This window comes from Actinophytocola sediminis (genome assembly GCF_054779715.1).
In genome coordinates this window covers 114939-141541 of record NZ_BAAGXS010000033.1, presented here as the reverse complement: position 1 = coordinate 141541, position 26603 = coordinate 114939, and the positions used below count along the sequence as shown (strand labels likewise).

Genomic DNA, 26603 nt, shown 5'->3' with positions numbered 1-26603 from the left:
CTCCTAGATGGCTGGCTGGGTGAATGGCGCGAGCGATGTGTTGTTGTTGGTCGTGAGGATGCTCACTGTCGGGTCGAGCGACCGCAGTTGCTGGGTAATTCCCTCGGTGAGAGTGACGGTGGGATGCCAGTTCAGCAGGTGCTGGACGGAGGTCGTGTCGGCCAAGGTGGCGTCGACATCGCCGGCGTGGTCGGAGACGACCTCCACGGGTGTGGGCCGGTCGACGAGCTGGTGGATGATGTCGAGGACGTCGCGGAGGCTGGCTCCGACGCCCGCGCCGACGTTGAGGACCGTGCTGGGTGTGCGCGCGGTTCCGGCGGCGATCGTGGCCGCCACGACGTCGTCGACAAAGGTGAAGTCGCGTCGTCGATGACCATGCCCGAACAGGAGAAGGTGTCGACCGGTGAGGGTGGCGGTGAGGGCGCGTTGGATGAACATGTCCGGGCGTTGGCGTGGCCCGTAGACCGAGAAGTAGCGCAGGGCGACCGCGGTGGTGGGGGAGTCGCCGCGGGCGGCGTGGGCGAGGCAGAGTTGTTCGGCGGCCAGTTTCGTGACTCCGTACGGGGAGCTGGGTCGCGGCGGATCGCTTTCCCTGCTGGGTGAGCCATCGGTCGATCCGTACACGCTGGACGACGATGCGACTACGACACGAGGGACGCGCAATCGGGTCGCCGCGTGCATGATCCGTTGGGTGGCCAGAATGTTGCACGCGGTGTAGTCCTCGAACTGTGTACCCCAGGAGGGGCGCACGCCGGGTATCGCGGCGAGGTGGTACACCACGTCAACGTCGCGAACATGCTGGTCGAGTGGTTCCGTGCAGAGGTCGGCGACGACGTGCGTGAGGTTGGGTGCGTCGAGCAGCGCGGCGAGGTTAGTGGCTGCGGCGTGGTCGTTGTGTGGGCTGCGTCGGTCGATGCCGATCACTGTTGCGCCGGCACGGATGAGTGCGGAGGCAAGGTGGGAGCCAATGAATCCGGCGACGCCGGTGACGACGGCGCGTTGGCCCGCCAGAGAGGGGAGGGGGTTCATGGGGTGCTCCACAGCTCTGGAGAGGGGTCGGGATGGCGCATGAGCCGGTCGAGGAGAGTGCGCCCGTGCAGGGTCAGGTCGGTGTTGTCGGTCTCGGTTCCTCGAACCAGGGCCGTCGCGGCTTCGAGCGCGCCGAAGTGGTACAGCAGCACCCGTTCGCTGTTGTCGAGCGCTGTCCCGTAGCCGCGGACGAAGGCGTGGTAGAGGTCCGGGCGGCGGGGCCAGTAGCGGTGGGCGAGTCGGGCCAGGTCGCGGACGCGGGCGTCGGGCCGAGCGTGTTCGTAGTCAATCAGCCGCAGAATGCCGTCGTCGTCGATGATCCAGTTGCGCGGTTGGAAGTCCAGGTGGCAGAAGCGCACCTCGACGGGAGCCGCGCCGATGGCGTCGGCGTGGTCGAGTAGCAGGCGCCGCTGGGCTGCGGTCAACAGCGCCCCGGTGCGGTCGACCCAGTGCCGGGTTCGCTCGACGAGTGTCACGGCCATGCGGAGGCTGTCCTCGGGTGGGGCGCTGTCATGTAGCCGACGGAGCACCGCGCCGGCGGCGTGATGGGCCGCGCGCTCGGAGTCGCCTCCGGGTGTCACGTGGGTGGCGGGCACGCCGGGTACCGCGGTGAGCAACAGCATCAGGTGATCAGGATCGGTAGCCAACAGGTGCGGAGCCCGGTCGTGGATCGCGGGAACCCAGCGCTTGTAGGCGTGGCCTTCGCGTTCGTAGCGCTCGTGCGAGGAATGCCGTTTCACCAGATAGTGTCGACCGTTGGAGTCGGCGAAGGCCCTGATGTGCACGGGGAGATCGGGGCGTGACAGTGCCGTCACGGGTCCGAGTGTTCGCCGGACGAGCGTGTGGAATGCGTCGTCGGTTCCGGTGATCTTCGTGGGCTCGTGCTCTTGGTTCATCGGATGTCGTCTGCCGGTGTTGTCGCGTGGAGGTGGGTGGTGTCGTTGTGGCGGTCCAGCCACCAACTGTCGTGGCCGAAGCGATCGCGTCGGTGCTGCCACCGGGTGAGGGAGGCGTGCTCGACGGTGAACCGCACGCGGTTGTCGGCCGACAATCCGAGCAGGAGGGCGTGTGCGGCAATGACGGTTTCTCCGTGCGCGGCAACAACGATGCGTTGCCCGGCGACCCGCGACAGCAACTCCGCGAGATCTCCCGTGGCGCGGCGGAGGTAGTCGTTCCAGGTGTCCGATCCGGACGCCCATGGCCGGTCGGGGTGGGTCTGGGGATTCCCACGAAGGGATTCGGTGATCTCCTGCCAGGGCTGTCCGTCGGCCTCGCCGTGTCGCGGTCCGTCCAGGCTGGGCTCAACAGCGATGGGCGCGTTGAGGGAGTGCGCGAGGATTTCCGCGGATTCGCGTAGCCGCTGGCGGGGCCCTGTGTAGACGGTGGTGATCCTTGGGATGCCGGGGTAGTCGGCTGCGAGCCGTTCGGCTACCAACGTCATCTGGTGTCTGCCGTGGTCGGTGAGCCCGGTGCAGGTCCGGGGACCACCAACGATCCCGGCCGCGTTGCAGTGTGCCTGTCCATGGCGGACCAGCAGCAGCTCGGTGGTGATCACGGACGCACTCCTTGCCAGGCGGTGGGTTGCACGGTGGGCCAGGGGTATCGGTAGCCGCCGCGGCCGATGTAGGGCGCGGTGAGGATGTGGTGCAGTGCGGCGTAGCGGGACAGGTGCTCGAGGTCGACGTGGCCGAGGCGCGGGCCGTGGCGTGCCGCGGCGGTGTTGTAGGCGTCGAGGGCGCGGTGGATGAGGGTGTCGGGGAGCTGGCCGTGGGTCATGGCGAGGGTGACGATGAGTTTGGCTAGGTCATAGCCGAACGGGGCGAGGGTCAGGTCGTCGACGTCGACGGTGACGATGTGGCCGGCAGTGGTGATGAGGATGTTGCGCGGGTTGGTGTCTTTGTAGAAGGCCACCGGCTGCGACATGGCCGTGGCCAGGATGGCGTACACGGCGTCGAAGTCGCGGTCGGTGAGGTCGCCGGCGTCAAGGCACCGGTTCAACGCGTCCCGCCGTGGACTGACGAAGTCGGACAGCGTGGTATCACGGTCGATGGGGTGCGGCTGGTCCATTCGGGCACGGTGGAGCTCACTAGTCCATGCGGCGCGGTGGGCGTCACCGAGATGCGCGGCGATCCGGACAAGGTCTGGTGGGGTGGCGTGGCGCCCTTCGACCCGGACGAACTCGAGGTTGGTGCCGTCAGCACGGAGGAGCCCGGGGAGGCGGAGTGGGCGCGCGTGGATGGTCAGCCAGTGGTAGTGGTGCTCCGCCGCCGCGCGGGCCTGCGTACTGGGGTAGGTCTTGATGAACCTGTCACGATCGATGCGGCTGGTCATTGGGAGCCGCCTCGGCGTGCAACCACGTAGGTGACGGTGGAGTCGGTGTCCACCGGCTGGTCCGGGACGACGGTGATCAAGGCAGCCTCGATGGCGTCCACTTGGCCTTGCAGCGTCGACGGCATGTGGTACTTCGGGCTGGTGGCCAGGTACTCGGCCACATGCCGCAGGCTGGTGAATCGGAACCGGTGGCGCTCATGCGCCACCTGACATACGTGCAGGGCCGTGGCGGCGAGCGACGCGAGGTTCCCGCTGTGGGCCGAGGCGTAGAGACTGGGGCGGACGCGAGCATCGCGGTCAAGCCCTGCCACGGCGGCGAGGGCGTCGAGCTGGTGGTAACTGTCGAGGGACTTGGTAACCAGCACCGCCAGACCGTTCGGCTCCAGACACCGAGCGATCTCGGCGATGGCCCGCTCCGGATGGGGCGAGTGGTAGAGACAGAACGCCGCGACCGCGAGCGCACACACCCCGGTCTTGAACGGGAGTTCGTGAAAGTCGCCCCGAGTCCAACCGACAGCGGGCCGGTCACTAGCGCCCGCCATCCGGCGCCGCGCCGCCGCCAGCATCGCGGCCGAGGCATCGACGCCGACCAAGAGGTCTGGCTGCAGCTGCGTAGCCAGCGCCTGTGTACTGCCGCCGCGGCCACAGCCGATGTCGAGGACCACCTGCCATGCGAGCCCGTCCCGGTGCACGTGGGCGAGTTCGGCCACGACGTCGGCGACCGGACGTCCGGCGGTCTTCGCGCGATGCAAGGCGCCTGTGCGCGCCGCGAGCCGGTCGGCCGTGCCATAAAGCACCTGGCCGATGTCGCCGCTGACGAACGGGTTCACACCGTTCCGGGTCATCGGACCGTCCCGTGGCGAGCACGGAGTCCATGGCGAACCGCGCCGACTCCCGAGGGCACCGCTCGGGGAATGACTACGGGCGTGATTGGTCGTGGGCGACCGTGGTCAGCCAGCGGCGTACCTGGCGTCGGCTGGTCAACGTGACGACCTCGGCGTGGAGGGCGTGTTCCTGGATCTTGCGCAGCACCTTGGGGCGCATCTTCGTGCGGTAGATGCGGATGTAGCGGATGACGCCTCGGTGGATGCGGTTGAACTCGCCGGTCTCCCGGTGCTGGCCAGCTCCCCGCCGCAGCTGCCTCCACACCGCGCCCCACAGGCACGTGGCAGTCGGCAGGTCCAGGAAGAGGACGGTGTCGCAAGCCTGCAGCCGCACGGGCAGCGTCGAGTTGTAGTTGCCGTCGATCACCCAGGTCGGCTCGGCGACAAGGTCGCGCTGCCGTGCCTCGAACTCCTCCTTCGGGAGTTCGTTCCAATCGCGGTCGTAGAACACGGCGTCCAGGTGCGTGACCGGCGCGTTCAGCAGTGCCCCGAGCTCGCGCGCGACATAGGACTTGCCGCTGCCTCCGCAGCCGATGACCGCAACCTTCTTCATGGCGCTCCAACCTAGTCGTCTTGAGCTGGCGACCTGTGGTGCCGGTGCCGGCGCGTCGGGGTGACCATGGGCTGACCGGACCGAGATCCAGTGGGTCGACCTGATCGTGGGTCATGCGTACCCACCCGCCAGCGTGGTCACTGGTGTGGCCGCCGGTGTGGTCAGGTGATCCAGGACACGCTCGACCGTGTCCAGTTGCGTGGTGAGGGCGAAGCGGCGGAGGAGTCGCAGGCTGCCGGCCAGCAGCTCCGCGTGTTCGCCACGGCCAGCGTGGTCGCGTAGCCACTGAAGCCGATGCACGGCGTCTGCGCCGTTGCGGATCAGCAGCTCGGGCGGTACCAGCGTGTCGGCGTGGTGGATCGTGGCGGGGCACAGCGGGACGCAGCCCTTGAGGACAGCTTCCGGCAGGCGCTGGGTCATTTGCCCGGTTCGGGCGTAGCGCTTGGGGACAAGCAGGATCGTGGCCAGCGCGGTCCCGTACAGCTCCTGCACGTCGAGGAAGGGGATGCGGCCGATGAACCGGACGTGCGGCCAGCGGTCGGTGTCGGTCCACTTGCCGGCCACCACGTGATCCACCGCAGTGGCCGTGGGCGCGAAGAAGGCATCGAACGCGTCGTCGCGGTCGTACTGGTTGCCGACGTAGGCCAAGGTGAGCGGTCGGGGCGAGGAAGCCAGTTGTGCCGGATCGGCGGCGGCGATGGCGTCGTCGGCGACCGGGAACAGCAATGACACCGCGTCGGGGCTGGGAGACAACGCGGGTTCGCACACCGCCACGTTGCTGACGCGGCGCAGCGGGTCGTCGCCGGGCAGTTGCTGGTCTTTGTCCCAGACGACCGTGGGCGTGGCGACACGGTGGGTGTAGTGGTCGAGCAGCGCCTGTTGGCGGTGCAGGTCGCAGGTGTGACCGGTCGTTGCGCACGGGGTGGTGTTGCGGCCGGGGATGGGCCAGCGCCACTCGAGAAACAGGGCATCGATGTCGGGGAAGCCGTCGTCCCACGTGTAGGTGCCAGTCAGGTCGAGCCCGGTTTCGGCGCGGTCGCGGTCGCGTTGGAGGAACACGATGTCGTGGCCGCGGGACCGGATGCCGTCGATCAGTACCCGGCGGTGGCTGCGCCCGCCATCCGGCGTGTCGACCACACCGGGACCGAGGAATCCCCAGAAGCTGTACCCGATTCTCACTTGGTGATCCACCAGCCTTCGATCATCAGCGCGTCCAGTCCACTCTGGATCAGACAGTTCAGCGCCATGTCTGGCGTGCCGCAGATGGGCTTGCCCTTGACGTTCAGCGAGGTGTTGATCAGCACCGGCACTCCTGTGAGCCGAGCGAACTCCGTGAGCACGTCGGCCAGAAACGGATTCTGGCGCGGCGTGACTGTCTGCACGCGGGCGGTGCCGTTGGTGTGCACGATCGTGGGGATGGTGCGCCGGGTGCGGTCGGTAACACCCGAGGCGATGGACATGTACGGCGCCAGCTGCGGCAAGGTGAAGTACCCAGGGGCGACCTCGGCTAGGACCACCGGAGCGAACGGTCGGAAGGGCTCGCGGAACTTCACAGTCCGGTTGAGCCGATCGACCACATCCGGCCGCAGCGGAGAGGCCAGGATCGACCGGTTGCCCAAGGCCCGCGGACCGGCCTCCAGCCGGCCGTGAAACAGCCCCACGATCAGGCCATTCGCCAACTGCTCAGCCAGAAATCGGGCGGCGTGAGCTGGGCGGCGCGCGGCCAGGCCGGGGCGCGGGTGCGGCGGGAACTCTAGGCCCGGGTAGTGCGGCCCGAGATAGCACTGCGCGGTGAGGCCCGTTGGCCTGGAGAGTCCGCGGTCGAGGTGTACCGCGGCGGCGGCGCCGACCGCCGTGCCCGAGTCGCCCGGCGCAGGCGGCACGTGAACCTCGTCGAACAAGCCCTCGGCGACGATGGCGCCGACGGCGACGCAATTGGCCGCAACCCCACCGGACAGGCACAGCCGCCGTGCGCCGGTGAGCCGCTGCACCCGACGGGTCAGGTGCAGCATCACCTGTTCGGTGCGCTGCTGGAGCGCGGCGGCCAAGTCCGCGTGAACCTGCTCCACCGGGTGGTCGGGCCGGCGGGTGGAGCACGTGGCGTGGATGAAGGTGGGGCTGACGCGTGCGAAGCGACGGGACAGCACGCGCAGCGGGAACAGGCCGGGATCCAAAGCGAATCCGTGCTCGGTCATCGGGATGGCGCGGGCCATGAGGTCCGCGAACCGGCCGGGATCGCCGAGGGCGGCCAGGGCCATCACGGTGCCTTCCTCGTCGCCGCGACGCCATCCGAGATGCTCGGTGACCGCGCCGTAGGCGTACCCGAGCGAGGCCGGATCCGTGATTTGGTCGATGACGCGGTAGTCACAGGTCGTGCTGCTGTGGCGGGCGTGCGCGAGGGTGGTGGTCTGCGTTTCGCCGAGGCTGTCGACGACGAGGACGGCGGCGGTGTCGTAACCCGAGGAGGCGAACGCGTACAGGCCGTGTGCGCGGTGGTGCAGCACCGGGGTGATCTGGGCGGCCGGGAACTCCTGGGCCAACATGGTTAGCCGGGCCCTGGTGCGGCGGTAGACCTTGAGGACGTTGCGGGCACGGGGAACTGCTCGGGCGCGCGTCGCCCGCCGAACCAGGTGCGTCGGGGTGTCGGTGAGCGCGCGGAGGTAGCTGGTGGGCTGGAAGTTGTAGCCCACGGCCGCGATGTCGGCGCGAGAGAGGTTAGCGTCGCGCAGCAGCCAGTCCACTGCCTGGGTCGGGAACACTTTGGTGTGCTTTTCACCGACGAGCCGCTCCTCCTCGGCGAACCCCACCAAAGCGCCGTCGACGAGCAGGGCAGCGGCGGAGTCGTGGGTGTAGGCGCACACCCCGAGCACTGCGTCCGGTCGAGGCTGCCGAGCCGGCCGCGTCACTGTGCCACCCCCATCGCTGCCGGATGCTGATGGTCAGCGGTGAGCAGCTGATACCAGCGACGCAAGGCCGCGCCCAGCTCGCCGTCGACGTCGGCGGCCAGGGCATGGGCGGTCGCGCGATCGCCGTTGCCCCAGGCCCGGTAGCTGGCCATGATGGCCGCGAACGTGCCCCAGGCATCTCCGGCTCCGGTCGGAGGGGCGCCGTCGATGACCGAGCCCACCACGGCGGCGAATTCGTTCCAGGGCGCGGCGACCGGCGGCATCGGCACTGACGGCGTCGAGGGCTCTGCCGCCACGGTGGTCGCGGAGTTGTGGTGGTTGGCGTAGAGGTGCAGGGAGTCGACGGTGTGGTGGTACTCGCCGAGCTCGACGCCCAGCCAGCCGGCCATCAGCTCCTGGATCAGGGTGGCGGTGAACACGTCGTAGGGGAATCCGAGCCAGAGATCCTGGCTACGCATCGTGGTGTGCATGCGCAGTCGGCCTTGCCGTACGAAGAATCGGTAGCCGAGTGTGCACGGCACGTCCCGGTACCCGCGGGTGTCGTGACCGGGGTTGTAGAGCTGAACAACCGCCTGGCGGGAGTCCGGATCGTCGATGAGGGTGCGGCGCACGTGATCCAGCTGGTCGACGCTGTTGTTCCAGCGGCGTATCCGCGGTCCATAGGCCCCTTGGAGCACGCCGTCATCGGTGTAGCGGGTCAGCGCCTTGTTGTATCGGTAGATCCACGGCGCATCGCTCCCGGACACGATCCACAACGCTTCGGCGACGGCGAACGCCGGGTTGATCACCCGCGCGGGTGGCAGGTCGACGAACCGCCGGCGGGGATCGGTCAACCGCAGATGCACACCGAGGATCTCGCGCGTCTCGAGCCCGCGCGGATGCACCGCCACGCCGTCGCGCAGTACCGCGTCGGCCGCCGCGATGTACAGCTCGTTCGCCGACTGTCCAGCCAGTGTGATCATCTCAGTGATTCCCCAGGGAACGTGGTCGTGGACTGATGCGGTCGCCGTGTTGGGCGGGCGCGATTGGTCGTACAGGCCGCGACGAGGTCGGCGACGGACTCGGCGCTGCGTCCCGGCGTCCGGCACACGGCGTCCTTCGCGCTCTCGGGCACCTTGACCACGGTGCCGCGGCCGCCGAGCTGGTCGAGCGCGACAGCTACATCGGTGCCGTTCGTGCATCGTCGGGCGGCGTGCTGTTCGGCCAGCTCAAGGGTGCGGTTACCGGGCAACGCCAGTTCGAGCACCGGTACGTCCAGCAGCAGCGCCTCGATCCCACACGTGGACGAAGCGCTCACGACCGCGTGCGCGCCACCCAGACAACCACGGGCACCGACCTCCGAAGCCACCACGCCAACCGGGACCCTGGACGCATCAGCCAGCAGCGAAGCGAACGTCTCCTCGGATTGCACTGGGTGCGGCGCGATCACCAGCCCCCAATCACTGATGGCCTGCCGCACACCCTCGACGAGCACGTCGAACTGCGCGCGGAGACGGCGGGCGCTGACCGGTTGGCACGCCCACACCAGCAGCTGGTCCGGAACACGACCATGCGCCGCAAGAAGATCGCTCAGATACTGGCGCTGGCGAGTCTTGTCGACGCCTGCCAACGGGTCGAAGCGAGGTTGACCCACGACGTGTACCTCCGCGTCAGCTCGACGCGCCCATCGCCGAGCCACAGGGACATCACGCGTTCCCATGACCGCGATGTGCCCGCAGTGCTCCGCCCTCCCCGTTACCTGCCCGGACACCCACGCGCCATGCTGCACATACACGGTGTTCGCGCCCGCGCGATCCGCCGCACCTACCGCCAACACGCCGACCGGGCTGGTGTCGTTGCTGCACAACAACACCGCAGGCCGTGCCACGGCGAACACTCGATCCAACATCTGCTCCAGCCGACATGCGGCCGCCCACGAAGGCTGCGTGCAGTCCGTGCTCCGCAGGACCGTGCGCGACACTAGAGACGCAAGCCGACCAAGATCGATTCGGCACACACCGACCGAGAGCGTGCGGCCCGATCGCCAGTCCGCCGCGCCCGAGATGGCCAGCCCGCCCGTCTCCTCGAAGACATGCGCTGGCACACGCGAGACGGTGATTCGCTGTCCGGAGGTGGCCGTCAATACGGTGGGAACCCGCTGATCGAGCTCGCTCGCACAGTCCACGACCAGACTGGACGTCCCGCGCGCGGCGAGAATCTCCAACACAGGCAGCAAGGTCTGCGCATGCCGTGACGACCACGACACCGCCACCACATCCGCCGCAGCCGTAACGAGACCGGCAGCCACATCAGGAGCCACGACGACGTCGGAAGGGTTCTCCTCGATGTGGAGTGCTTGCGCACTGGGACTGTCGGCGAGCAGGAAGGCGATACCGGCCCAGGCGGCCGTGTAGGAGTGATAGCCCAACACAGCGTTGTCTCGCGTCTCAACGAGACGACTGTCCACACCGGTCACGAGCGGACCCGGCGATGTCGCAAAGGGAAGCCAGTTCGACAACGCCAGCAGTTTCCGGACCGCCTGGTTCACCAGGCGCCGTACGGGCACTGCATGAACCCGCAACCAGCTGACACCGCCTGGTGTCACCGCATCCGCACCGTGCTCGCGCTCCAGATGACGCACGAGCGTGTCGGTGTACGAGGTGATCTCAGCGGCGTCGAGGGGAGTCTCCTCCAACGCCGCCAGCTGGATCCGCGGTGTGGAGGTCGGCAGCGTCGCGCCGTCGTCCTGGGCGATGCGCCAGTATGGCGATCTCGAAAAGCCAGCAGGGCCAGGACGCTCGTCGTAGATGAGTAGATCAGAAGGGCTCGTGCTCATGCAGACGTGACCTCTCGTCCACAGGGATCGGTGAGCGCCGCGATCAGCTCCTGCGGATGGGACAACACCACCGCGTCCGTCGTTGCAGGCGCGCCGTAGCCCCAACTGGCGTGCAGGTACGGAATGCCGGCACGATCCGCCGCCTGCTGGTCCACCGACATGTCCCCGACATACACCGCATCGCGGGGGTCAACCCCGACATCGGTAACCGCCAAAAGCAGCGAGTCCGGGGCGGGCTTGCCGCGCCCCGAACCTGGCGTGCGGATCACCGCCCACTCGCACCCAAGCCGATCCAACAACGGAAGAGCGGAGGACTTCGCCTTCGAGGTGACAACGCCCAGGAGAAGCCCTCGTGAGTCCAACTGACGAAGCGTGTCGACCACACCAGAACAGGGGACGGCCAGGTCGGCGTGTTCAGCCGACACGGCCTGGTAGGTGCCCAGGACACGCGCCGAAGAGTCCTGCGGAAGATCAAGGCCGAGCATGCCGAGAATGGCGTCAAATGGTCGCCCAAGATGGTCGGCGTAGTCCTCAAAAGATGCCGAAAACCCATACTCGGCACGGACCCGGCCCCAGGCGACACGCATCACTGCCAATGTGTCAAACAGCACGCCATCAAGGTCAAATAGTGCAAGCTTTGTCGAACCTGCGGGGAGTGTCCCGTTGGCGGCCGCGCCGGTGTTTTCGGTGCGTATCCCCGGAGTCGTCATCAATCAGTTCCTTTGCAGATTCACGCATGAATTCGACAGCCACACGAATCGGGCGGCTGGGTGCACCGGTTGAACGCCCACTCGCCGGTGAGACGTCGTGCGCTGGTCGACATCTGCCACTTCGAACAGGCTGCATGAGGCCAGGGCGGGCAGGGGAGGGGCTGGCGTCCTAGTCTTGTCCTAGAGTCGGGTGTAACCGTGCGTTCCGACGTCGACGCACGGCGGCGCCAGCTGGCAAATAAACCCGGGGGAGCAGCGTTGGTGACGATCGTGAAGTGGTCCGGCGTCGAAGCCCGAGCTCTGCGCCTTGCTCGGCGTATGAGTGTGCGCCAGTTCGCCCGCCACCTCGGCTTCAACGACGCTGCGGTCGCAAACTGGGAAAGCCGCGGTAGCGAGGCACGGTTGCGTCACCACACGCAGGACGTGCTCGATACCGACCTTGCTCGGGCGCCCGATGATGTCCGACAACGGTTCGCTCAAGCCCTCGGCTCGGGACGAGACGAAACCGGTGGCCTAGCGAGCGGCTCGTCCGACCGGACGTTCGCCTTGCTGGAAGCGATGCAGGCCCAACTCCAGGCCGACCTGCCGTACCGCCCACCGCTCGATGCCAGTGATCGCGTACGGGCGTTCGTGCAGGCTCCGTCTCGGGTCTACCTGATCAACGGACCTGCGGGAAGTGGCAAGAGTCGACTCACCCACCATCTGGTCAACATCCTCGGCTCCGAAGTAGATTTCCAACTGCACGCCGCGACTTCGTGGGCACCACAGCATTTTGACCTTGCTGTAGAGATCCTGCGCTACGCGTCTATTTCTGGTGGAGAAGACTCGCTACTCACCCTGGAGGGCGAAGCTGCAAAGCTGCCGAGGCCATGTCTGATCGTCATCGACGGAATAACCGCTCAAGAACAGTTCGATCCGATAGCCCGCCATATTGACATCATTCTCCGGCAGGTGCAATCCGCGTTCCTGCGCTTTATACTTGTTATCCGAACTCCACCTCAGATCCAGACCGCCGCGCATCCCGTGCTCAACGCCTCGATCTTCCACCGGCCAGGACCGCGGTTGGAGTCCGAACCATACGTGATCCCGCACTGGACCACGGCTGATGCGCGAGCGACCTGGAACAGCGCGAAGCCCACCGGCACGGCCAGCTTCGACGCATTGCCGCATCCAGTGCAGCAGCTGACCCGACTGCCGCTCTACCTGAGACTGCTCCTCGCGGCCGGACCAACGACCGCGGACACCGACGCCAACCCGTACTCTCTGGTCGACCACTGCATGCGGAGCCTCGTGGGCGGAGCGGGCCTGGACATAGATCGAACCTTCGACGCATTAGCGAACCTGGCCCAACGCGATATGCCTACGGTCATCCCGGCGATACTGACTCCCTCGATCAATTCCCAGCCCGCCAAGGATCAAACCCTCCTGGCAGACCGCGAAGACTTAGCGGCGATCCTCCGAACACAGATCCCCGGGAGAAGTCCCGAGTTCGTACACGACATCCTTCGTGAGTACTTCCTCGCCACCCGACTTACTCAACTCCTCACCAGCAACGGCCGCTCCGTGACCACCGTCAGCGCTCTCAACGACCTCGCCGAACAGGCCGCGACCTCCGCGACCGCACGCAACGTCTTCGAGTTCGTGATACATCACCTCAACAGCACTGCCCTCGACGTGGTCACCGCCGCGGCACTCGCTCCGACGATCTCGCTGAGCACAACGCTGCCTCTCATGCTGAAATTCGCCGACACCGCCTTTGCCACGTCCGAAGTACTCCGAGCCTGCGCTGAACGCTGCGACCACGACTCAGCCCACGAACTGACTACCGCGCTCCTCGCCACACCTGCCCTGATACCCGCCCTCGGCGATGCCTTTCACCGATGGCTGGTCGCAGCACTACGCAAATTCGGCACCGCGATCTGGGACAGCGCCGCCCGATTCATCGAGCAAAACTTCGATACCCGCGCCGTCCAAGCACTTTTCGCGGCAGCCGACCTTGATCACGGTGACGAAGCCACCTTCGTCGCCCGACACTTCTTCCTGTTCTTCGGCGACAACGAAGCGCCCGCTCTTACCTCCCTGCTCAACCACCAGAACTGGCGCGTCCGCGCTGCGCTCGCGCAAGGGCTCCGCGACCAACGTGCCCCCACTACCCAGGCCAGCAACCTCGTAATCGGCACCGTTGCCAACGACACCGACTACAAGGTCCGCGCTGCAGCCGCCCTCTCCCTCATCCACATGCCGACCAACGCGGCCACGACTCACCTACCCACGCTCCTGTTGGACAGGAACTGGCATGTGAGGGACAGAGTCCTGCAGGGACTGCTGCTCAACGCGCCGAGTATCGGCGATAGTGCAGCATCCATCGGTGAACTCGCCCAGGCCGCGTTGTCCCTCGTGGCCACTGAGCCGAGCTGGGAACGATGCCCGGCCCATGTCCAGCCCGGCCTCCATCGACTCCACCTCCTGTATGGCACACATAATGGCAACAGCGACCCGCGCGCCTTGTTCGGCGTGCTCCGCGAGGCCCGTACCGGTTGGCTCACACTCACCGAAGCGCAGCAAACCCACATAGTCGACCAAGTTCGTCGCAGCCAGGACTGGCTCGTACAGCGCGAATCCGATGCTCTGGCCGCGGCGGCGGCACAGCCACTCACCTACAGCCGTCAAGAAGAGTTCCGCAAGTTACGGAATCGTCGTTCGATCCAAATCGCGCTTGACCTCCATGATCTCGACGAGGCAGCCGCCGTGGCCTGCGCAGCTGCCGACGCAGGGGCAGACTTTGTCGAAGTCGGCGACCCGCTCATCAAGGCGACTGGACTCAGCGCCATCACGCACATCAAGCGACACGTACCCGACACAGCCGTGATCGCCGAGATGATGTCAGCCGATTGGGGCCGAGACCAAGTCGTGCTCGCCGCCCAAGCGGGCGCCGACGTCGTGCTCCTCATCGGACCCGCCACTGTCGCCAGTGTCTCTGCCGCCGTTGAAGCGGGACGGCGCCTAGGAGTCCCCATTCTCCTCGACACACCACTTCCCCTGCTCTCCCGCCAGTGGATCACCGACATGGAACGAGCCGGCGTTGACGGATTCACCGTCACCACCAACATCGACATCGGGATCGGCAGCCGACGCGCCCTGACCAGCGCCCACACCATCCGTACCTGGACCCGTCTACCTGTCGCAGTCTCCGGAGGCTTCGGGCCCACGGACTACGACATCATCGCCGACCCAGACTGGGACATCCTCATCGTCGGCCGCAGCGTCTCCGACGCCGTTGATCCCAGCGATGTCGTCCGCCACCTCACCAACCTCGTCCGCGTTACGACACCAGGAGCACCATGAAGATCACGCCGCTGCGCATTGACCTCATCCCACAGATCCTCGCGCTCATGGACCTCGGCGCACCCTACGTCAAGGCCCGTACCGCCTCCGACTACTGGCTCTACGCCACCCTCTTCTCCTCCACATGCCCCACCGCCCTCATCAACGATGAACTCGCCGGAGCGGCTATCGCTTTCCGCAGCCAGGACGCCCCGAACGAGGTGTACATCCAGGACGTCATGACCCATCCCGACCACCGCCGAGCCGGCATCGCCCAAGCTCTGATCGGCCACGTCCGAGACCAAGCAACCGCCTGGAACTGCACACGGATCTACCTCACCTCTGAACCAGAGAACACGGCCGCACAAGCCACCTGGGAATCGATGGGCTTCTCCAACGCCGGCGGCGATCGCATCGTCAACGGGGTTCCCGTCATTGCCAACTTCAAGGGACCCGGCAAGGACCGCGCCGTTTACCAGCTCTCGATCTGATGGGTCAAGCGGACGTTGTTGTCAGGCTCACCACGTCGCAGAGGAAGCATCAGATATCGGCCCTGAACCCATGGACAACAAGCTGGCGACCTTCATCCGTCCCGCGTCCCCGACACCGCAGGACGACCAGTCGTGACACGGAGGTAGTCCCGAACCAGAAGGTTGAACAAGTTCTGCGGTCCCCTTGGTGCCATGCACCCTCTCTCCTTTCACCATATCCACGCTGGCCGCCTCAAGCCCGCGCCCCGCTGTCTGCAGTAATGACGCCGGGCGCAGGACTGTTCGACACGGTCGCCTGCGGCCCTCCTGACCTAGGGATTTAGGTCACTACGAGTGAGAAGCTCGCAACAGCACATCGTCGTATGCGAGTACGAACCGACTGTTGGCTTTCTCGATGGCAGGTCCTGCCAGTTCGTTGTCCGGGGTGTCAGCCGGGTACACGATGAGTGTGGGCGCGTGCTGGTCCCGTGTCGGAGCCCAACTCCGGATCTCGTCGCACAGGTACTCGGTGAGCTCGGGAGCGGCGAGGCCGTGGCCGACGGCGCCCAGCTCCCAGCGCACCTCGTCGCCGGTCTCCTTACGTCGGTAAGTGAGGTATGCCAGCGTGGCGCCGTCGATGAGTGCCATGCGCCACCAACCAGGTACCGGGTCGCAGACCTCCGGTGGGACGTCGGCGTCGACCTTGAGCCTGCACACGCGCGAGTCGGTGACCGTCATGCGGAGCCAAAGCCCGTCGTGGGACTCGTTGCCGGCGATGGTGACCCCGGACCAGGCAGTGACCCGCGGCTGGTTGAGCACGTCCCGCAGCGCAGCGAGGTCGACGGCTTGGTCGCGGTCCCAGTGAAGTGTGATCAGGCCGTCGGTGGTGATCGGGCCGTCGAGTTCGCCTTCGTGTTCGCCGCGGAGGTACACGAAGCCGCAGAGATGGAGAGAGTCGGAGATCAAGCGGCCATCGGTGTGGGTGAAGGCCACGCTGCGTCCCTGGCCACGCCACCGCAGCGGCGCGACCAGCCGGCCGCCAGGACCGAGTTGCTGCCACCAGGGGAGGGGGATGTCCCACGGTGAGACGGTGGCGATCATGCGGTCGTACGGGGCGTGGGCAGGGTAGCCGAGTCCGCCGTCGCCGGTGATCACGTGCACGTCGCCGTAGCCAGTGGCGGCCAGGGCCCGGCGGGCTTGCTCGGTGACGTTTGGGTCGATGTCGATCGTGGTCACGAGGTCCGCGCGGCCTGTCAGCTGGGCGAGCAGGCAGGCGTTGTACCCGGTGCCCGCACCGATCTCCAAGACGCGGTTCCCCGGTTGGACGTCGAGCTGGTCGAGCATCGCGGCGACCACCCATGGTGCCGACGCGCAGGACAAGGCCCGACCGTCGTCGAACCGGTGGGTGACCACCGCCTGCCACGGGCTGTAGGCAGTCGCCAGGTCCGCGTCCGGCACGAATTCGTGCCGCGCCGTGTCACGAAGAACCTGCTCGACTTCCGGGCGTTGTGCGTGCCCTGACTTCTTGACCTTCTCGACCATCAAGGCGCGCAGGGCCTTCGGCGTCGTAGCGGTGATGTCTGTGTCCATTGTGTCTTTCTGCAGTGCTGGTCTGGTTGGTCGGGATGTAGTGACATCGTCTTCCAACTGCCGTGGACGGCGCGGAAGGGCTGGAGGTCATGTCGGGCTGGCGCGACGTGGAGCAGGGGCGTCAGGAGTTGGACTGGGATGTGTTCGTCGGCGACCTTGACAGGCGAGCATGTCACGTCGCTGGGTCGGGAAGCCGCGCGTCGCGCGTCGTCGGGCTGGGTGAGTTCTTCGGGTCGGCTGGTTGCCGAGGGCCGAACCGGTTGATACGCGGAGCCGTGTCGCGTTGGCGATGGTGAGTCCGTCGTTGTTCGCTCCGGCCGAGCGGCAGCGTGATGCCTTCGTCGGGTTGCTGGGGTGGTAGGGCAGTGTCCAGGTCCTGCAGGACGCGGGCGCGGACGGGATCGGCGTGTTGCGCAGGACGATGCGCAGCAACCCGGTCCGGATCGAGCTGCGGCGCGCGGTCGCCCAGGCACGGCTCGCAGCACAGGCGCTGCTCGCTGGTGCTCGTGTGACGCTGGAGCCGCCGAAGTCAGACGGCAGGCCGGGGGACCTGCGGGCAGCGCGAGGCGGTATCGACGTGTTCCTCGAGTACCGAGCGATCGATCCGGACAACCGGTCGATCGAGCACACCCTTCGCATGGAGCGTACGAGCATGTTCCTCCTGACGGTCGGCGGTCGGCATGGGGTGACCTGGTGGGGAGACCTCCCGGTGGAACCCGACGAAGCCTGGTACCAGCGGATTCGTGAAGCCAGCGAGCAGTGCGCCCGCACCGCAGCATCCGTTGAGGTAGACACAGTCGACGCGGTGCTGGGGTGCACCCGGCGCGGTGAACCCGACAGACGAGGGTAGCGGCGTTGTGAGATGGCCGCGATTCGATCGGGACCTGCACGATCGGGTGATGCGCGCTCAACGCGAAAGCCAATCAGACCAGGGCAGCAGGCGCTGCGTGGATCTGGTTGGAGGACGGCGGAGCGCTCTGGCCGCGGACGCCGTTCGCCGTGTCCTCACTCTCGGGCGAGATCGACACACTCGTTGACGTCTTGGACGGCTTCTTCCCCGAGCATCGGCACGTGCTCGGCGTCGTCCTCACCTCGGTAACGGGGGTCGTGTAGCAGACCCAAGATCACCGTCGACCCTGTGTCATGCTCAGCTGGTGGTGTCAACGCATTCGTTGTTCATGTGTGCTGCAGCTGATGTGACGGTCGATCGGGTCCGTGCCTTGGTCAAGCAGAACCCGCTGGAGAGTCTGACTCATGAGTACAAGGAGAAGTACAGCCCGAGCCTGGTGAAGTCGGTGGCGGCGATGGCCAACAGCTACGGTGGCTTGATCGTGGTCGGGGTCACCGACAAGCCGAACGACGACGACCGGTTGGTCGGTGTGTCGGAAGAAGCCATCACGCAGATTACGAGCGGCTGTCACACGCGTTTGGAGCCACCGTGGGAGCCCGAGATTCTGGTGTTGCCATTGCCCGAGAAGACTGGCCGATATCTCTTGGTGATTCGGGTCTTTTCGGCCATCGCACCCCGGCCCGTGCTGTTGGACGGCGCGGCACCGATTCGTCTGAACGGTCGCAACGCGACAGCTGACCGTATGCGGCTTGCGCAACTGTTCAGCGAGGTGCCGCAGCGAGCCACGTGGGCGGCGCCGCTGCCTGTTCCACAACTCGCTTCCGCGCACAGCCGGATGGACGCTCTGTTCATCCTGCGCAGCGGTCTGCGATCCCCAGTCGGGCCCGCTGCCGCGTGGCAGCCTTTGTCGGAACGTGCCGTGCGCGATCTCGGCGACGCACTCGAGGAGTCGCAGCTCACTCAATCTCTGCGAGGTTGGAGCAGAGACGTCGGTATGACCGAGGCGAGTCGACCATTTCACCGGAGAGGCTTGAACCGCGCCCGGAGAGTCCGGCTCGCCAGGAGCGGCCTCTCCGATCTCGTGGACGTGGTGCTGGAGCTGGAGCTGCCAGAGACCTACGGCGCACCCGCATCCGAGCTCACATTGACGCTCGACATCGTTGCTGCCACGGAACTGCGTGAACAGACCAGCGGGGTCTCGTCGAACTCAGATGCCGATCAGGGGTCGTGGCGTCTGTCGGTGCTGCGGTTGCGTTCACTTGTGACCGTATTGTTGGCCGCGCTGGTGGATCCCAATGTGGTGAACGCGGTGGCAGGGATCGCCGGGGTCGACCCGGTGGTGCTACCACAACCGCCTAGCTTGGCATTCCGCTCCAAACCAGACGTGAAGGATCTCCTTGAGACAGAGGGACTGACCTCGATGATCGACCGTGGCAGTTCCCACGGCGCTGACGCGGTATCGAACCCTGCATACGACCTGCGCGAACGTCGGGATCTTGATGCTCAGGTTGACGACTGGCTCGCCCAGATCGGCCTGGACGCTGGCCTTCTGGGCATGGAGCGATTGCTTGACCAACCTGGCCTCCCGCCCGGCCTGCGGTGAATACAGTTTGCTCCCAACGGGCGCGCCCTTAAAACAATGGCCATCAGGGAGTCGGTGAAGGTTGATGGCTCGCCGCCCCGAAGGTGAGGGCCATGACGGATGCGTCCCGCGCGACTACCGAGCGAAACATCGCCCCAATCGCTCCGCTGGTTGCGTGCCGTTGGGAGGGCGCGATACGCCCGGTGGAGTGGCTAGCGTTGAGGCTAGACCCTTAAGCAAGCGGATGGTGTCCAGGAAGCGTTGGGAACGCTCGGTTTTCGTCATCAGGGGCTTCGTAGGAGGCGTCTCGCCACGGCTCCACAATCCCTGCGTACTCGCGCTGCTGAGGCTGCCGTTCGCTCTCGGTCCACGGGTAAATCTCATTCTCCACGGCCACGGTCATGCACAGCCGGCGGCCGTGGTCGAGGGTCACGTACGAGCCGGGCGGGCTGGAGCCTTCCATGGCGGCCGACCAGACGGTGAGCGTTTGACCGATGTACGGGGACCGCTCGTCGATGATCGTCAACTTGGCGACGGCCGGCTTGTCCCAGTCGATGTCGTCGTTCGGGTGGCCGTGCCATTCACCGGCCAGGTCCTGAAACGCGTAGAGCAGCGGCATGGCCGGAGCCTATCGACCAACTCGGCACGCGCCGGCACGGCCTGGCCAGCGGCGGAGTTGCTCATCACCGCCAGCCTCCGGACGAGGGCAACGCATCCGAACGAACGAAGGATCGCTGGACTCGACGTCACCCAATGGCGTGTTGATGCGGGTGCACCAGGCGACGCGTTGTAGAGTTTCGTACTCGCTTCTGCCAAGGGGAGATCGTGATGCGCGTAGTGGCGGGCCGGTACGTGGTCATGCCGGAGGATCAGCAACCCGGTGGGGCGCAGCGTGTGGGTGGTGCCTCTCTCGTTGTGAAGGCCATTGACCAGCAGACTGCTGGCGTGGTGGCGGTAAAGCTGATTTTGCGGGCCGACGCAGATGACACGCACCGCGTGTTTTTTCAGCGCGAAGTGGAAGCGTTGGGGAGGCTGACTCATCGCAATATCGTCTCGTTACTCGACCACGGAGAAGACGCCGGTGAGGACGCTTTCTTCCTGGTTTTTCCGTGGGTGGAAAAGCGGCTGCGAGATGTTCTCCCACCGCCGGAGGATTTCGGGTGGGATGACTTCGCTAACGCGTACGGCCTTGCTCTGCTCGACGCGCTGGCATACGCCCACGAGCGTGATGTCGTGCACCGTGACGTCAAGCCCGCCAACATCCTCGTCAGTGACGACCAGACGCCGCTGCTGGCAGACTTCGGCATCAGCAAGATCCGCAGTCATCTCACCGAAGCGACTGTCGCGGAGTTCGTTTCCCGCCCCTACGCTCCGCCTGAGCTGAACGGGTTGGGCAGCGCCAGTAGAGATGTATGGGGTTTCGCCGCCACCGCGGCGGCGTGTCTGACCGGCTGGACCCTCACTGACTATCCGCACCTCGATGCCGCCCTCGACGAGATCGATGTGCCTCCGGAGGTCGGGGCGTTACTGCGCCAGTGCACCAGCGGTGACCAGGCGGCCCGCCCGCGTGATGCGATGGTGCTGCGTGAGCGGCTCCACGAGATCCAGACTCGGCGCAACCGGAAGTGGCTGCGGCCGCGCCTGGCTCAGTTGGACTTCAAGGACCAGGCCGCGCGGGGTCTGGTCTCACCGCCCCTGGACCGCGACGCCGAGGCCCTCGAGCGAGCGTTGCGGGCGGAAATCGTCCCAGGTACCCACCTGGTCCGCGGCACGGACCCCAAAAACGGGCTGCCGATGCCCGACACCCTCGATCTGGTGGGTGAACGACATCGCCTGCGTCTGGTGGTCCTGCCGGACCAACCAACGTTCGTTGTCTCTCGGGTGTACGAGGAGAGCGAGGCCGCGTTGGAGGCGATGCGGCGTCGTGGGTGGCCGGTTGCCGAGGAGATCACCTGGACCAGTAGGCGACAGCCACCCGCTGCTGCCCGGCAGGCGATGGAGATGGTGCTCGCCGCCCTCGACGAGCACCATCTGCGGCTGAAAGACGAACAGCGGCAGCGTGATGAGAACCGCATGTTCGACAAGTGGATGGCCCTGCTCACAGCTAAGGAAGACCTGGAACGCACCCGCACCGGAGCCTTCCGATACACCTCGGCCGAGGTTGACGGCAAGAGGGTGCGGTTCCACCTGATCGTGGCGCCTGCTGTCGACGTGCTGGGCGAGGAGCGGGTCTGCCGTGTCGAGGTCGCCGATGGGTCCGGGCGGGAGCGCATCGCCGGTGGCGTCGGCGTGGTCATCGCCCAGGAGGGCACTGTTCTCACCCTCGCCTACCTGCGAAAACCTCAGAATCTGCCGTCTGCGGGTGAGCTTGTCCTGGATATCGGGCCGGCGAAGGCGGCGTTGGCTCGCCAGCGCGATGCCGTGGTCAACGTGCGTTCCGGTATCGCGGTGCGCCCTCTGCTGCGTGACCTGCTGTTGGATCCCACCCGCATCGGTGAGCGTGCCGTTCCCGTCACTGCGGAGTGGTTCGACGACCGGCTGGATTCCGACAAGCGGACCGCGCTTGGTCGGGCACTGGGCAGCCAGGACTTCTTCCTCCTGAAAGGACCGCCTGGAACCGGCAAGACCAGCTTCATCACCGAGCTGGTCCGTCAGGAACTGCGCCGCAACCCCGCCTCTCGGATCCTGCTGGTCAGCCAAACACATGTCGCGGTGGACAACGCGCTCGTGCGGCTCGCGGACGCTGGCCTGGAGAACCTGGTCCGGCTAGGCCGCTCCCATGAGCGGATCGCCGCTCAGGCACGACAGCACATGCTGGAACAGCGCATGCCGATCTGGGTTCAGGAGATCCGTGATCGCGCGGATAGCCATCTGCGGTATCTGGCCGAAGACCAGGCAGTGGAACTCGCCCACGTCCAGGGCGCGGCGACTCTGCTGGAATGCATCGCCGCCCTGAAGGACCAAACCGCGGCGGAAGCCAAGCTGAGGGCGCTCGGGGGATCACCTCGCCAACCCAGGCCGCGCGCATCCAAGAACACAGCACCGGGGGACAGGCTCTCTGAGGACGAGGAAGAGATCGTCTCGGAAATGACCGCGCTGACCGACCTCGTGGATCGGTCAGCCGAACGGGTCCAGAGCCTGCGAACCCGCGCCGCCGAACTGCTCGACGAGACTCAAGCAGAAGCGCTGAGGAGGATTGAAACGGCACCGACCGTTGCGGCCCTGCGCGCAGTTTTCAAAGACGTCGTCAACGACGATCCCCGACTGGAGAAGCTGGTCGGCATCCTGCGGTTGCAGGCGGAGTGGTTGCAGCGGATCGAGTCCAGCCGAGATCTGGAAGCGGTACTGCTGCGGCGGGCCCGGGTCGTCGCCGGTACGTGCATCGGGTTCCTCTCCCATCCCGCGGTGCGGGAACTGGAGTTCGACCTGTGCATCCTCGACGAGGCGTCCAAGGCCACCGCCACCGAGACTCTCGTACCGCTGTCCCGCTCCCGGCGTTGGGTTCTCGTCGGGGACCCGAACCAACTCCCTCCGATGCAGGAGGAGGTACTGGACAACGAGGAACTGATGACTCGGCACGGCCTGGAACGTGCCGAGGTGGAGCGAAGCCTGTTCCGTGACCTGCTGGAACAGGCCCCGGAGGTGGCCCGCCATCAACTCACCCACCAGTACCGGATGCACCCTGGCATCGGCGACCTCGTATCCGCCTGCTTCTACCAGGGCACGCTGCGCTCGGTGACCACCTCCGAGCTGCCCGGATGGGAAAGTCTGTATCGGCCGGTCACCTGGCTGGACACCGCTCGCTCCGACCGGCGCCGGGAAACACGCAACGGCCACGACGTGCTCAACCGCTACGAGGTCCAGGTCATCAAACGAGCGTTGGCCGAACTGCGCACCGCCCTGGACGACGGCACCGTCCACACCGAGGACGGCCGACCCTTGCGCGTCTTGGTACTGACGGGCTACCGCAAGCAGATGGAGGAACTGCAGCGTGCGGTAGTAGGACCTCCTTCGACGCTGCTGGACGTCGAGATCAACACCATCGACGCCGTCCAAGGCCGCGAAAGCGACGTCACGTTCTACTCGATCGTGCGCAGCAACCGCCAAGGCACGATCGGCTTCCTCGGCCCACGCGACTGGCGACGAGTCAACGTAGCTCTGTCGCGGTCCCGTCACGGCCTGGTCCTCGTGGGCGACGCACCATTCTGCGAAACCCGCCCCGGCCCGCTGAACGACGTAGTGACCTACATGCGCAAACATCCCGACACCTGCCGGATCAGGACGGCCCAAGCATGACCGACACCACCACCATCGCCGCACGCCGCTACAGCGAGCTGCACTCCGGCTTCCAGCTCGTGACCGCGGTCGAGGCCGCGATCCCCGTTTCCTGGCTCACCCTCGACCTGGTGGCCCTGGAACGCAAACCACTGCCCGTCGTCGACGAGTTCGTCCTCCGGTTGTGCCAGCAGGGTGTGGACACCATTCCCGACATTGCCGCAGTGCTTGGCGTGGACCGAGATGTCGTCCAGACCGCTGTCGCGGGGCAGCTCTCCGCCGAGACGCTCGACTACCGTCTACGCAGCCGACCCGGCCAGCCGGGCCTGCGCTCGGTCAGCCTCACCGCCGCCGGTATCAAAGCGGTGACCGACCTGGAGACCTCCACCCCTCAACGCGTCGAACAGCCCTATGCCTTCGATCGTCTGCGGTGGGTTCCCACCGAGCACACTAAATCCGACATCCTCACCCGCGACGAAGCCCGGGCTGACGGTCTCGTGGTTTTGCCCTCCATCCGTACGCGCGAGGTGACCACTCAGGATGTGACACCGCGCACGTTGAACATGCTGATCACCGACACCGAGGACAATCCCAAGCCGACGCCACCTCGGCGTCCCAGGTCGTCAGCCAAGCTGGAGGTACTGGCGGTGGAAGCGGTCACCCGTCAACCACGCCGCTACCTGCCGGTCGTGCTCCTGGTGTACTCCGCCCTCGACTTCGACGAGGTGCGCCTGAGTGTCGTCGTCGACGACCTCGCCAGCGAGCCACACAGCCGCGCCCTGCTCGAAGCTGGCGGCGTCGAGAAGTTGGGTATCACTGTGGCCGAACCCGTCGGCGAACCCGAACTGCCTGCTCAACTCCTCGAGCAGCGCACGCCCTACGACACCGTACGAGGCCTGCAAAGAAGGGCTGACAACACCCCGCCCGGCGTCCCCGCCTCAACCGGGGATGTCGCTCCCCACGACAGCGCCACTGCCCGCGCCGAGCTGGCGGCACTCGCGGTGCGTGCCGTGCCCGCCTTCGAGCATCGCGAACTGCTCGCGCACGGGCTGCGTGACGCCCGGCGCCGCTTCCTGCTGATCACGTCTCGTTTGCGCGGCGCGGTAATCGATCCTGACCTGATCGCCGAGCTGGAGCGCATGCTCCGCCGCCGAGGACTCATCGCGTACATCGCCTACGGCCTAGGCCACCCGGACGACGAGCACGACACCGAAGCCGTCGATCGCCTCAGGAAGCTCGACGAGCGCTTCCCCAACCTCAACCTGGTCCGGCTCCGAGACGCACTACCGCATTGTTTGATCTTCGACGACACGTGGATCAACAGCAGCTTCGACTGGCTGTCGTTCCGCAGTGGACAGGAACGCACCTATCGTCGAGAGGAAGGCACCCTCATCAGCGCCGCGAACATTGTCAACGAACGGTACGTCGAGGCGGTGGCCGCGATCGAGTTGAACCGCAAGGCGAAGTAGAAGGGCGGGCTGCATTCCCGCGACGGGGGGTTCATCGGCCCGTCGCCAAGCCGCGCTCCTGCTCGCGGAGGCCGGCAAGCCGCACAACTGTCCACTCAACATGTTGATGAGATGCGGCACCGCTCCAAGTAGTCTTGTGACATGGACAGCGAAGGGCCCGCCGCTCCTGCCCTGGACGAGCAAAACAGCGACTTCAACTACGGCTACCGCATGAACTGCGACTGCGGCGAGATCTCGTCCATCTCTGCTGCGGACTACCATATCAAGTCGACCATCGACGCTCTGTTGCCGTGCGAACACTGCGGCGGCACCATCCATTTCGGGCCGAGGGTCGCCGCGTTGCGAAACCCAGACGACCCGGTCCTCGACAACACACAGATCAATCGGGTGGCCTGGTACCACACCAGCACTCACCTCGACTGGCCCTCGGCAACCTACGCGAACGACCAAAGGGCGAAACTCCTCGCGACCGCGCACTGCCTCCCGGCTGGCCATTCCAAGGCGTTCGTCGAGCAACAGCTCAATCAGGCGCTGCACGTCGGCACCTACGAGTCCGCGATCGAGAACATGTTGCGTCGGATGAGCGATCAAGACGATGGAGCAGCTCAGTTCTACCTGCACCGAGTGACGCTCGCCGTTCCACCTGGCCGTGTCAACGACGGCTACCGCGACGAACCACGAATCAGCTGCGCAACTGACCACGTCGGACCTTCGACAGAGTGGCCTCGTCGCCATCCGGTACCTGAATGTCTATGAGTCGGTCGGCTCGCTCTCGCTCGCCGTGTTGCCGGAGGCGATCGCGTATGTGCAGACCGTCAGCCTCCCTGTCACGCCCCTTGCCCGAACTCACGATGACGCGTTGCACAACATCTTGGCACAGTTCCAAAGATCGGTCGACGACATCCGTGCGGGCGCAACAGAAACATCGACCGTAGAGGCGGTCCGACTTCGACTCAGGCAGCTCATCGACCCCGCCCTAGAAGAGATCGATGTCGCGAGCGTTGGCCACGGAAGCAATTATTACGAGCTGTGGAACTCGCTCGTCGCTGCGCTGACTGCGCGACGTCTACCCAACATCTCTCCTGTTGTCCAGGAAGACTTCGATAGTGCGATGAGCGCGTGGCATCGTGAGCAAACCGAGCAGAGCGCACGCCGATTCGCCGACTTCTTCGCCGCGAGCGCCGTGGCATTGACGCGACCCCACGCGGTCATGGCTCTGGCAGCGACGCAGCAACCTCGTCCGATGACCGGCAGCATGTCAGCGTGATCGTACTTCTCAGCGGAGCGGGCAGATCGTGCTGTCTCATCGAGGTGTGCGAACAAGTCGCCGTGTTCCTCGGCTCGTTCGAGTACGTCGTCGCCTGTGAAGACCAACTGTTCCGGGTCGTGGCAGCCGCGGACCTCCTCCCAGGCGGGGGTAGACACGGTCGAGTTGGTGCGGCCGCGCAGTGAGTACGACGCGGCCATGGTCTTGGCCGGGTTCTTCTGGGGCCAGTCGATAGAGACCTTGCCCAGCGCGGAGGTTCTTCGCCATCGTCGCCACCACGAGGTCTGGGGTGGGGCCAGGCGGCCAGTCGCTCGGCGAGCGTCTTCGCGTACCCGGACGGGCCCATCGTATTCGCGGCGCTGAGACCAGCATTGAGCTGCATTTCCCTGGAGCCACTGGTCTTTGCGACCGAGGCGAGGCCGTCGGTGACGACGATGTCGTGGAGGCGCCCCGCGACGCGGCAGCACTCACCGATCGTCGTGTCCTGGCCGGGGTCGAGGTCGAACACGAGCCGGTCTGGCGGTTCTCGGGTCTCGCCGGCGACCGTT

Annotated in this window: 21 protein-coding genes and 2 pseudogenes; 8 read left to right on the top strand and 15 right to left on the bottom strand. The window is 66.2% G+C overall.

Features of this window, described 5'->3' with window-relative positions:
* Positions 1-3 precede the first annotated feature (3 nt).
* The 11 genes from ACYVIP_RS21365 to ACYVIP_RS21315 all read right to left on the bottom strand — a co-directional run bounded on the left by ACYVIP_RS21365 (position 4) and on the right by ACYVIP_RS21315 (position 11228).
* Positions 4-1029 (bottom strand): NAD-dependent epimerase/dehydratase family protein, encoded by a 1026-nt coding sequence (locus ACYVIP_RS21365; RefSeq protein ID WP_460398991.1) that lies wholly within the window; start codon positions 1027-1029, stop codon positions 4-6.
* Positions 1026-1844, bottom strand: a complete 819-nt coding sequence (locus tag ACYVIP_RS21360) for a phosphotransferase family protein (RefSeq protein WP_460398989.1) — start codon at positions 1842-1844, stop codon at positions 1026-1028. Before ACYVIP_RS21360 ends, ACYVIP_RS21365 begins: the two co-directional genes overlap by 4 nt.
* Before the next feature lie 77 nt (positions 1845-1921).
* A complete protein-coding gene (locus ACYVIP_RS21355) occupies positions 1922-2584 on the bottom strand; it encodes a histidine phosphatase family protein (RefSeq protein WP_460398987.1) in 663 nt (220 codons plus the stop codon).
* On the bottom strand, positions 2581-3360 hold the full coding sequence (locus tag ACYVIP_RS21350; protein WP_460398985.1) for an aminoglycoside phosphotransferase family protein: 780 nt from the start codon (positions 3358-3360) through the stop codon (positions 2581-2583). The genes ACYVIP_RS21355 and ACYVIP_RS21350 overlap by 4 nt, the downstream gene beginning before the upstream one ends.
* A complete protein-coding gene (locus ACYVIP_RS21345) occupies positions 3357-4205 on the bottom strand; it encodes a class I SAM-dependent methyltransferase (RefSeq protein ID WP_460398982.1) in 849 nt (282 codons plus the stop codon). The genes ACYVIP_RS21350 and ACYVIP_RS21345 overlap by 4 nt, the downstream gene beginning before the upstream one ends.
* A 73-nt stretch (positions 4206-4278) precedes the next feature.
* A complete protein-coding gene (locus ACYVIP_RS21340) occupies positions 4279-4797 on the bottom strand; it encodes a P-loop NTPase family protein (RefSeq protein WP_460398980.1) in 519 nt (172 codons plus the stop codon).
* 111 nt (positions 4798-4908) lie between these two features.
* Entirely contained in the window at positions 4909-5976 is a 1068-nt protein-coding gene (locus ACYVIP_RS21335) for a hypothetical protein (protein ID WP_460398978.1), read from the bottom strand.
* Positions 5973-7658: a carbamoyltransferase family protein gene (locus tag ACYVIP_RS21330; protein WP_460398976.1), complete on the bottom strand. Its 1686-nt coding sequence runs from the start codon at positions 7656-7658 to the stop codon at positions 5973-5975. Before ACYVIP_RS21330 ends, ACYVIP_RS21335 begins: the two co-directional genes overlap by 4 nt.
* A gap of 41 nt (positions 7659-7699) precedes the next feature.
* On the bottom strand, positions 7700-8665 hold the full coding sequence (locus ACYVIP_RS21325) for a thymidylate synthase (protein ID WP_460398974.1): 966 nt from the start codon (positions 8663-8665) through the stop codon (positions 7700-7702).
* Positions 8662-10518: a glycosyltransferase family protein gene (locus ACYVIP_RS21320; RefSeq protein WP_460398972.1), complete on the bottom strand. Its 1857-nt coding sequence runs from the start codon at positions 10516-10518 to the stop codon at positions 8662-8664. Before ACYVIP_RS21320 ends, ACYVIP_RS21325 begins: the two co-directional genes overlap by 4 nt.
* Positions 10515-11228, bottom strand: a complete 714-nt coding sequence (locus tag ACYVIP_RS21315; RefSeq protein ID WP_460398970.1) for an HAD family hydrolase — start codon at positions 11226-11228, stop codon at positions 10515-10517. Before ACYVIP_RS21315 ends, ACYVIP_RS21320 begins: the two co-directional genes overlap by 4 nt.
* A 261-nt stretch (positions 11229-11489) precedes the next feature.
* Between ACYVIP_RS21315 and ACYVIP_RS21310 the strand changes: the two genes are divergently transcribed.
* Together ACYVIP_RS21310 and ACYVIP_RS21305 are read left to right on the top strand one after the other, a co-directional pair.
* The gene (locus tag ACYVIP_RS21310; protein WP_460398968.1) at positions 11490-14573 is read left to right on the top strand and encodes an orotidine 5'-phosphate decarboxylase / HUMPS family protein; all 3084 of its coding nucleotides are present in this window, start codon (positions 11490-11492) and stop codon (positions 14571-14573) included.
* Positions 14570-15043, top strand: coding sequence for a GNAT family N-acetyltransferase (locus ACYVIP_RS21305; RefSeq protein ID WP_460398966.1), 474 nt, complete (start codon positions 14570-14572; stop codon positions 15041-15043). The genes ACYVIP_RS21310 and ACYVIP_RS21305 overlap by 4 nt, the downstream gene beginning before the upstream one ends.
* A gap of 327 nt (positions 15044-15370) precedes the next feature.
* On the opposite strand, the gene fxlM is transcribed toward ACYVIP_RS21305, so the two are convergent.
* The gene (gene fxlM, locus ACYVIP_RS21300) at positions 15371-16612 is read right to left on the bottom strand and encodes a methyltransferase, FxLD system (RefSeq protein ID WP_460398964.1); all 1242 of its coding nucleotides are present in this window, start codon (positions 16610-16612) and stop codon (positions 15371-15373) included.
* Positions 16613-17021: 409 nt separating this feature from the next.
* Here fxlM and ACYVIP_RS21295 point away from each other — a divergent pair, with 409 nt between their 5' ends.
* Complete coding sequence (locus ACYVIP_RS21295; protein ID WP_460398962.1) at positions 17022-17462, top strand: hypothetical protein; 441 nt, start codon at positions 17022-17024, stop codon at positions 17460-17462.
* Between the two features lie 304 nt (positions 17463-17766).
* Positions 17767-19065, top strand: coding sequence for an AlbA family DNA-binding domain-containing protein (locus ACYVIP_RS21290; RefSeq protein ID WP_460398960.1), 1299 nt, complete (start codon positions 17767-17769; stop codon positions 19063-19065).
* 211 nt (positions 19066-19276) lie between these two features.
* On the opposite strand, the gene ACYVIP_RS21285 is transcribed toward ACYVIP_RS21290, so the two are convergent.
* Complete coding sequence (locus tag ACYVIP_RS21285; protein WP_460398958.1) at positions 19277-19663, bottom strand: hypothetical protein; 387 nt, start codon at positions 19661-19663, stop codon at positions 19277-19279.
* Between the two features lie 209 nt (positions 19664-19872).
* On the opposite strand from ACYVIP_RS21285, the gene ACYVIP_RS21280 reads away from it, so the two are divergent.
* The 4 genes from ACYVIP_RS21280 (at position 19873) to ACYVIP_RS21265 (ending at position 26055) form a co-directional block, all read left to right on the top strand.
* Positions 19873-23340 carry an AAA domain-containing protein gene (locus ACYVIP_RS21280; protein ID WP_460398956.1) on the top strand — a complete coding sequence of 1156 codons (3468 nt, stop codon included), beginning with the start codon at positions 19873-19875 and terminating at the stop codon, positions 23338-23340.
* Entirely contained in the window at positions 23337-24788 is a 1452-nt protein-coding gene (locus ACYVIP_RS21275; protein WP_460398954.1) for a phospholipase D-like domain-containing protein, read from the top strand. The genes ACYVIP_RS21280 and ACYVIP_RS21275 overlap by 4 nt, the downstream gene beginning before the upstream one ends.
* Positions 24789-24929: 141 nt before the next feature.
* Positions 24930-25544, top strand: a complete 615-nt coding sequence (locus ACYVIP_RS21270) for a hypothetical protein (RefSeq protein ID WP_460398952.1) — start codon at positions 24930-24932, stop codon at positions 25542-25544.
* A 28-nt stretch (positions 25545-25572) separates the two neighbouring features.
* Entirely contained in the window at positions 25573-26055 is a 483-nt protein-coding gene (locus tag ACYVIP_RS21265; protein ID WP_460399189.1) for a hypothetical protein, read from the top strand.
* Between the two features lie 110 nt (positions 26056-26165).
* Here ACYVIP_RS21265 and ligD (ACYVIP_RS21260) read toward each other — a convergent pair.
* Both ligD (ACYVIP_RS21260) and ligD (ACYVIP_RS21255) read right to left on the bottom strand, forming a co-directional pair.
* Positions 26166-26288: pseudogene (gene ligD, locus ACYVIP_RS21260) on the bottom strand (non-homologous end-joining DNA ligase LigD); the annotation flags it as partial.
* Between the two features lie 125 nt (positions 26289-26413).
* Positions 26414-26563, bottom strand: a pseudogene (ligD, locus tag ACYVIP_RS21255) (non-homologous end-joining DNA ligase LigD); the annotation flags it as partial.
* Between the last annotated feature and the right edge of the window lie 40 nt (positions 26564-26603).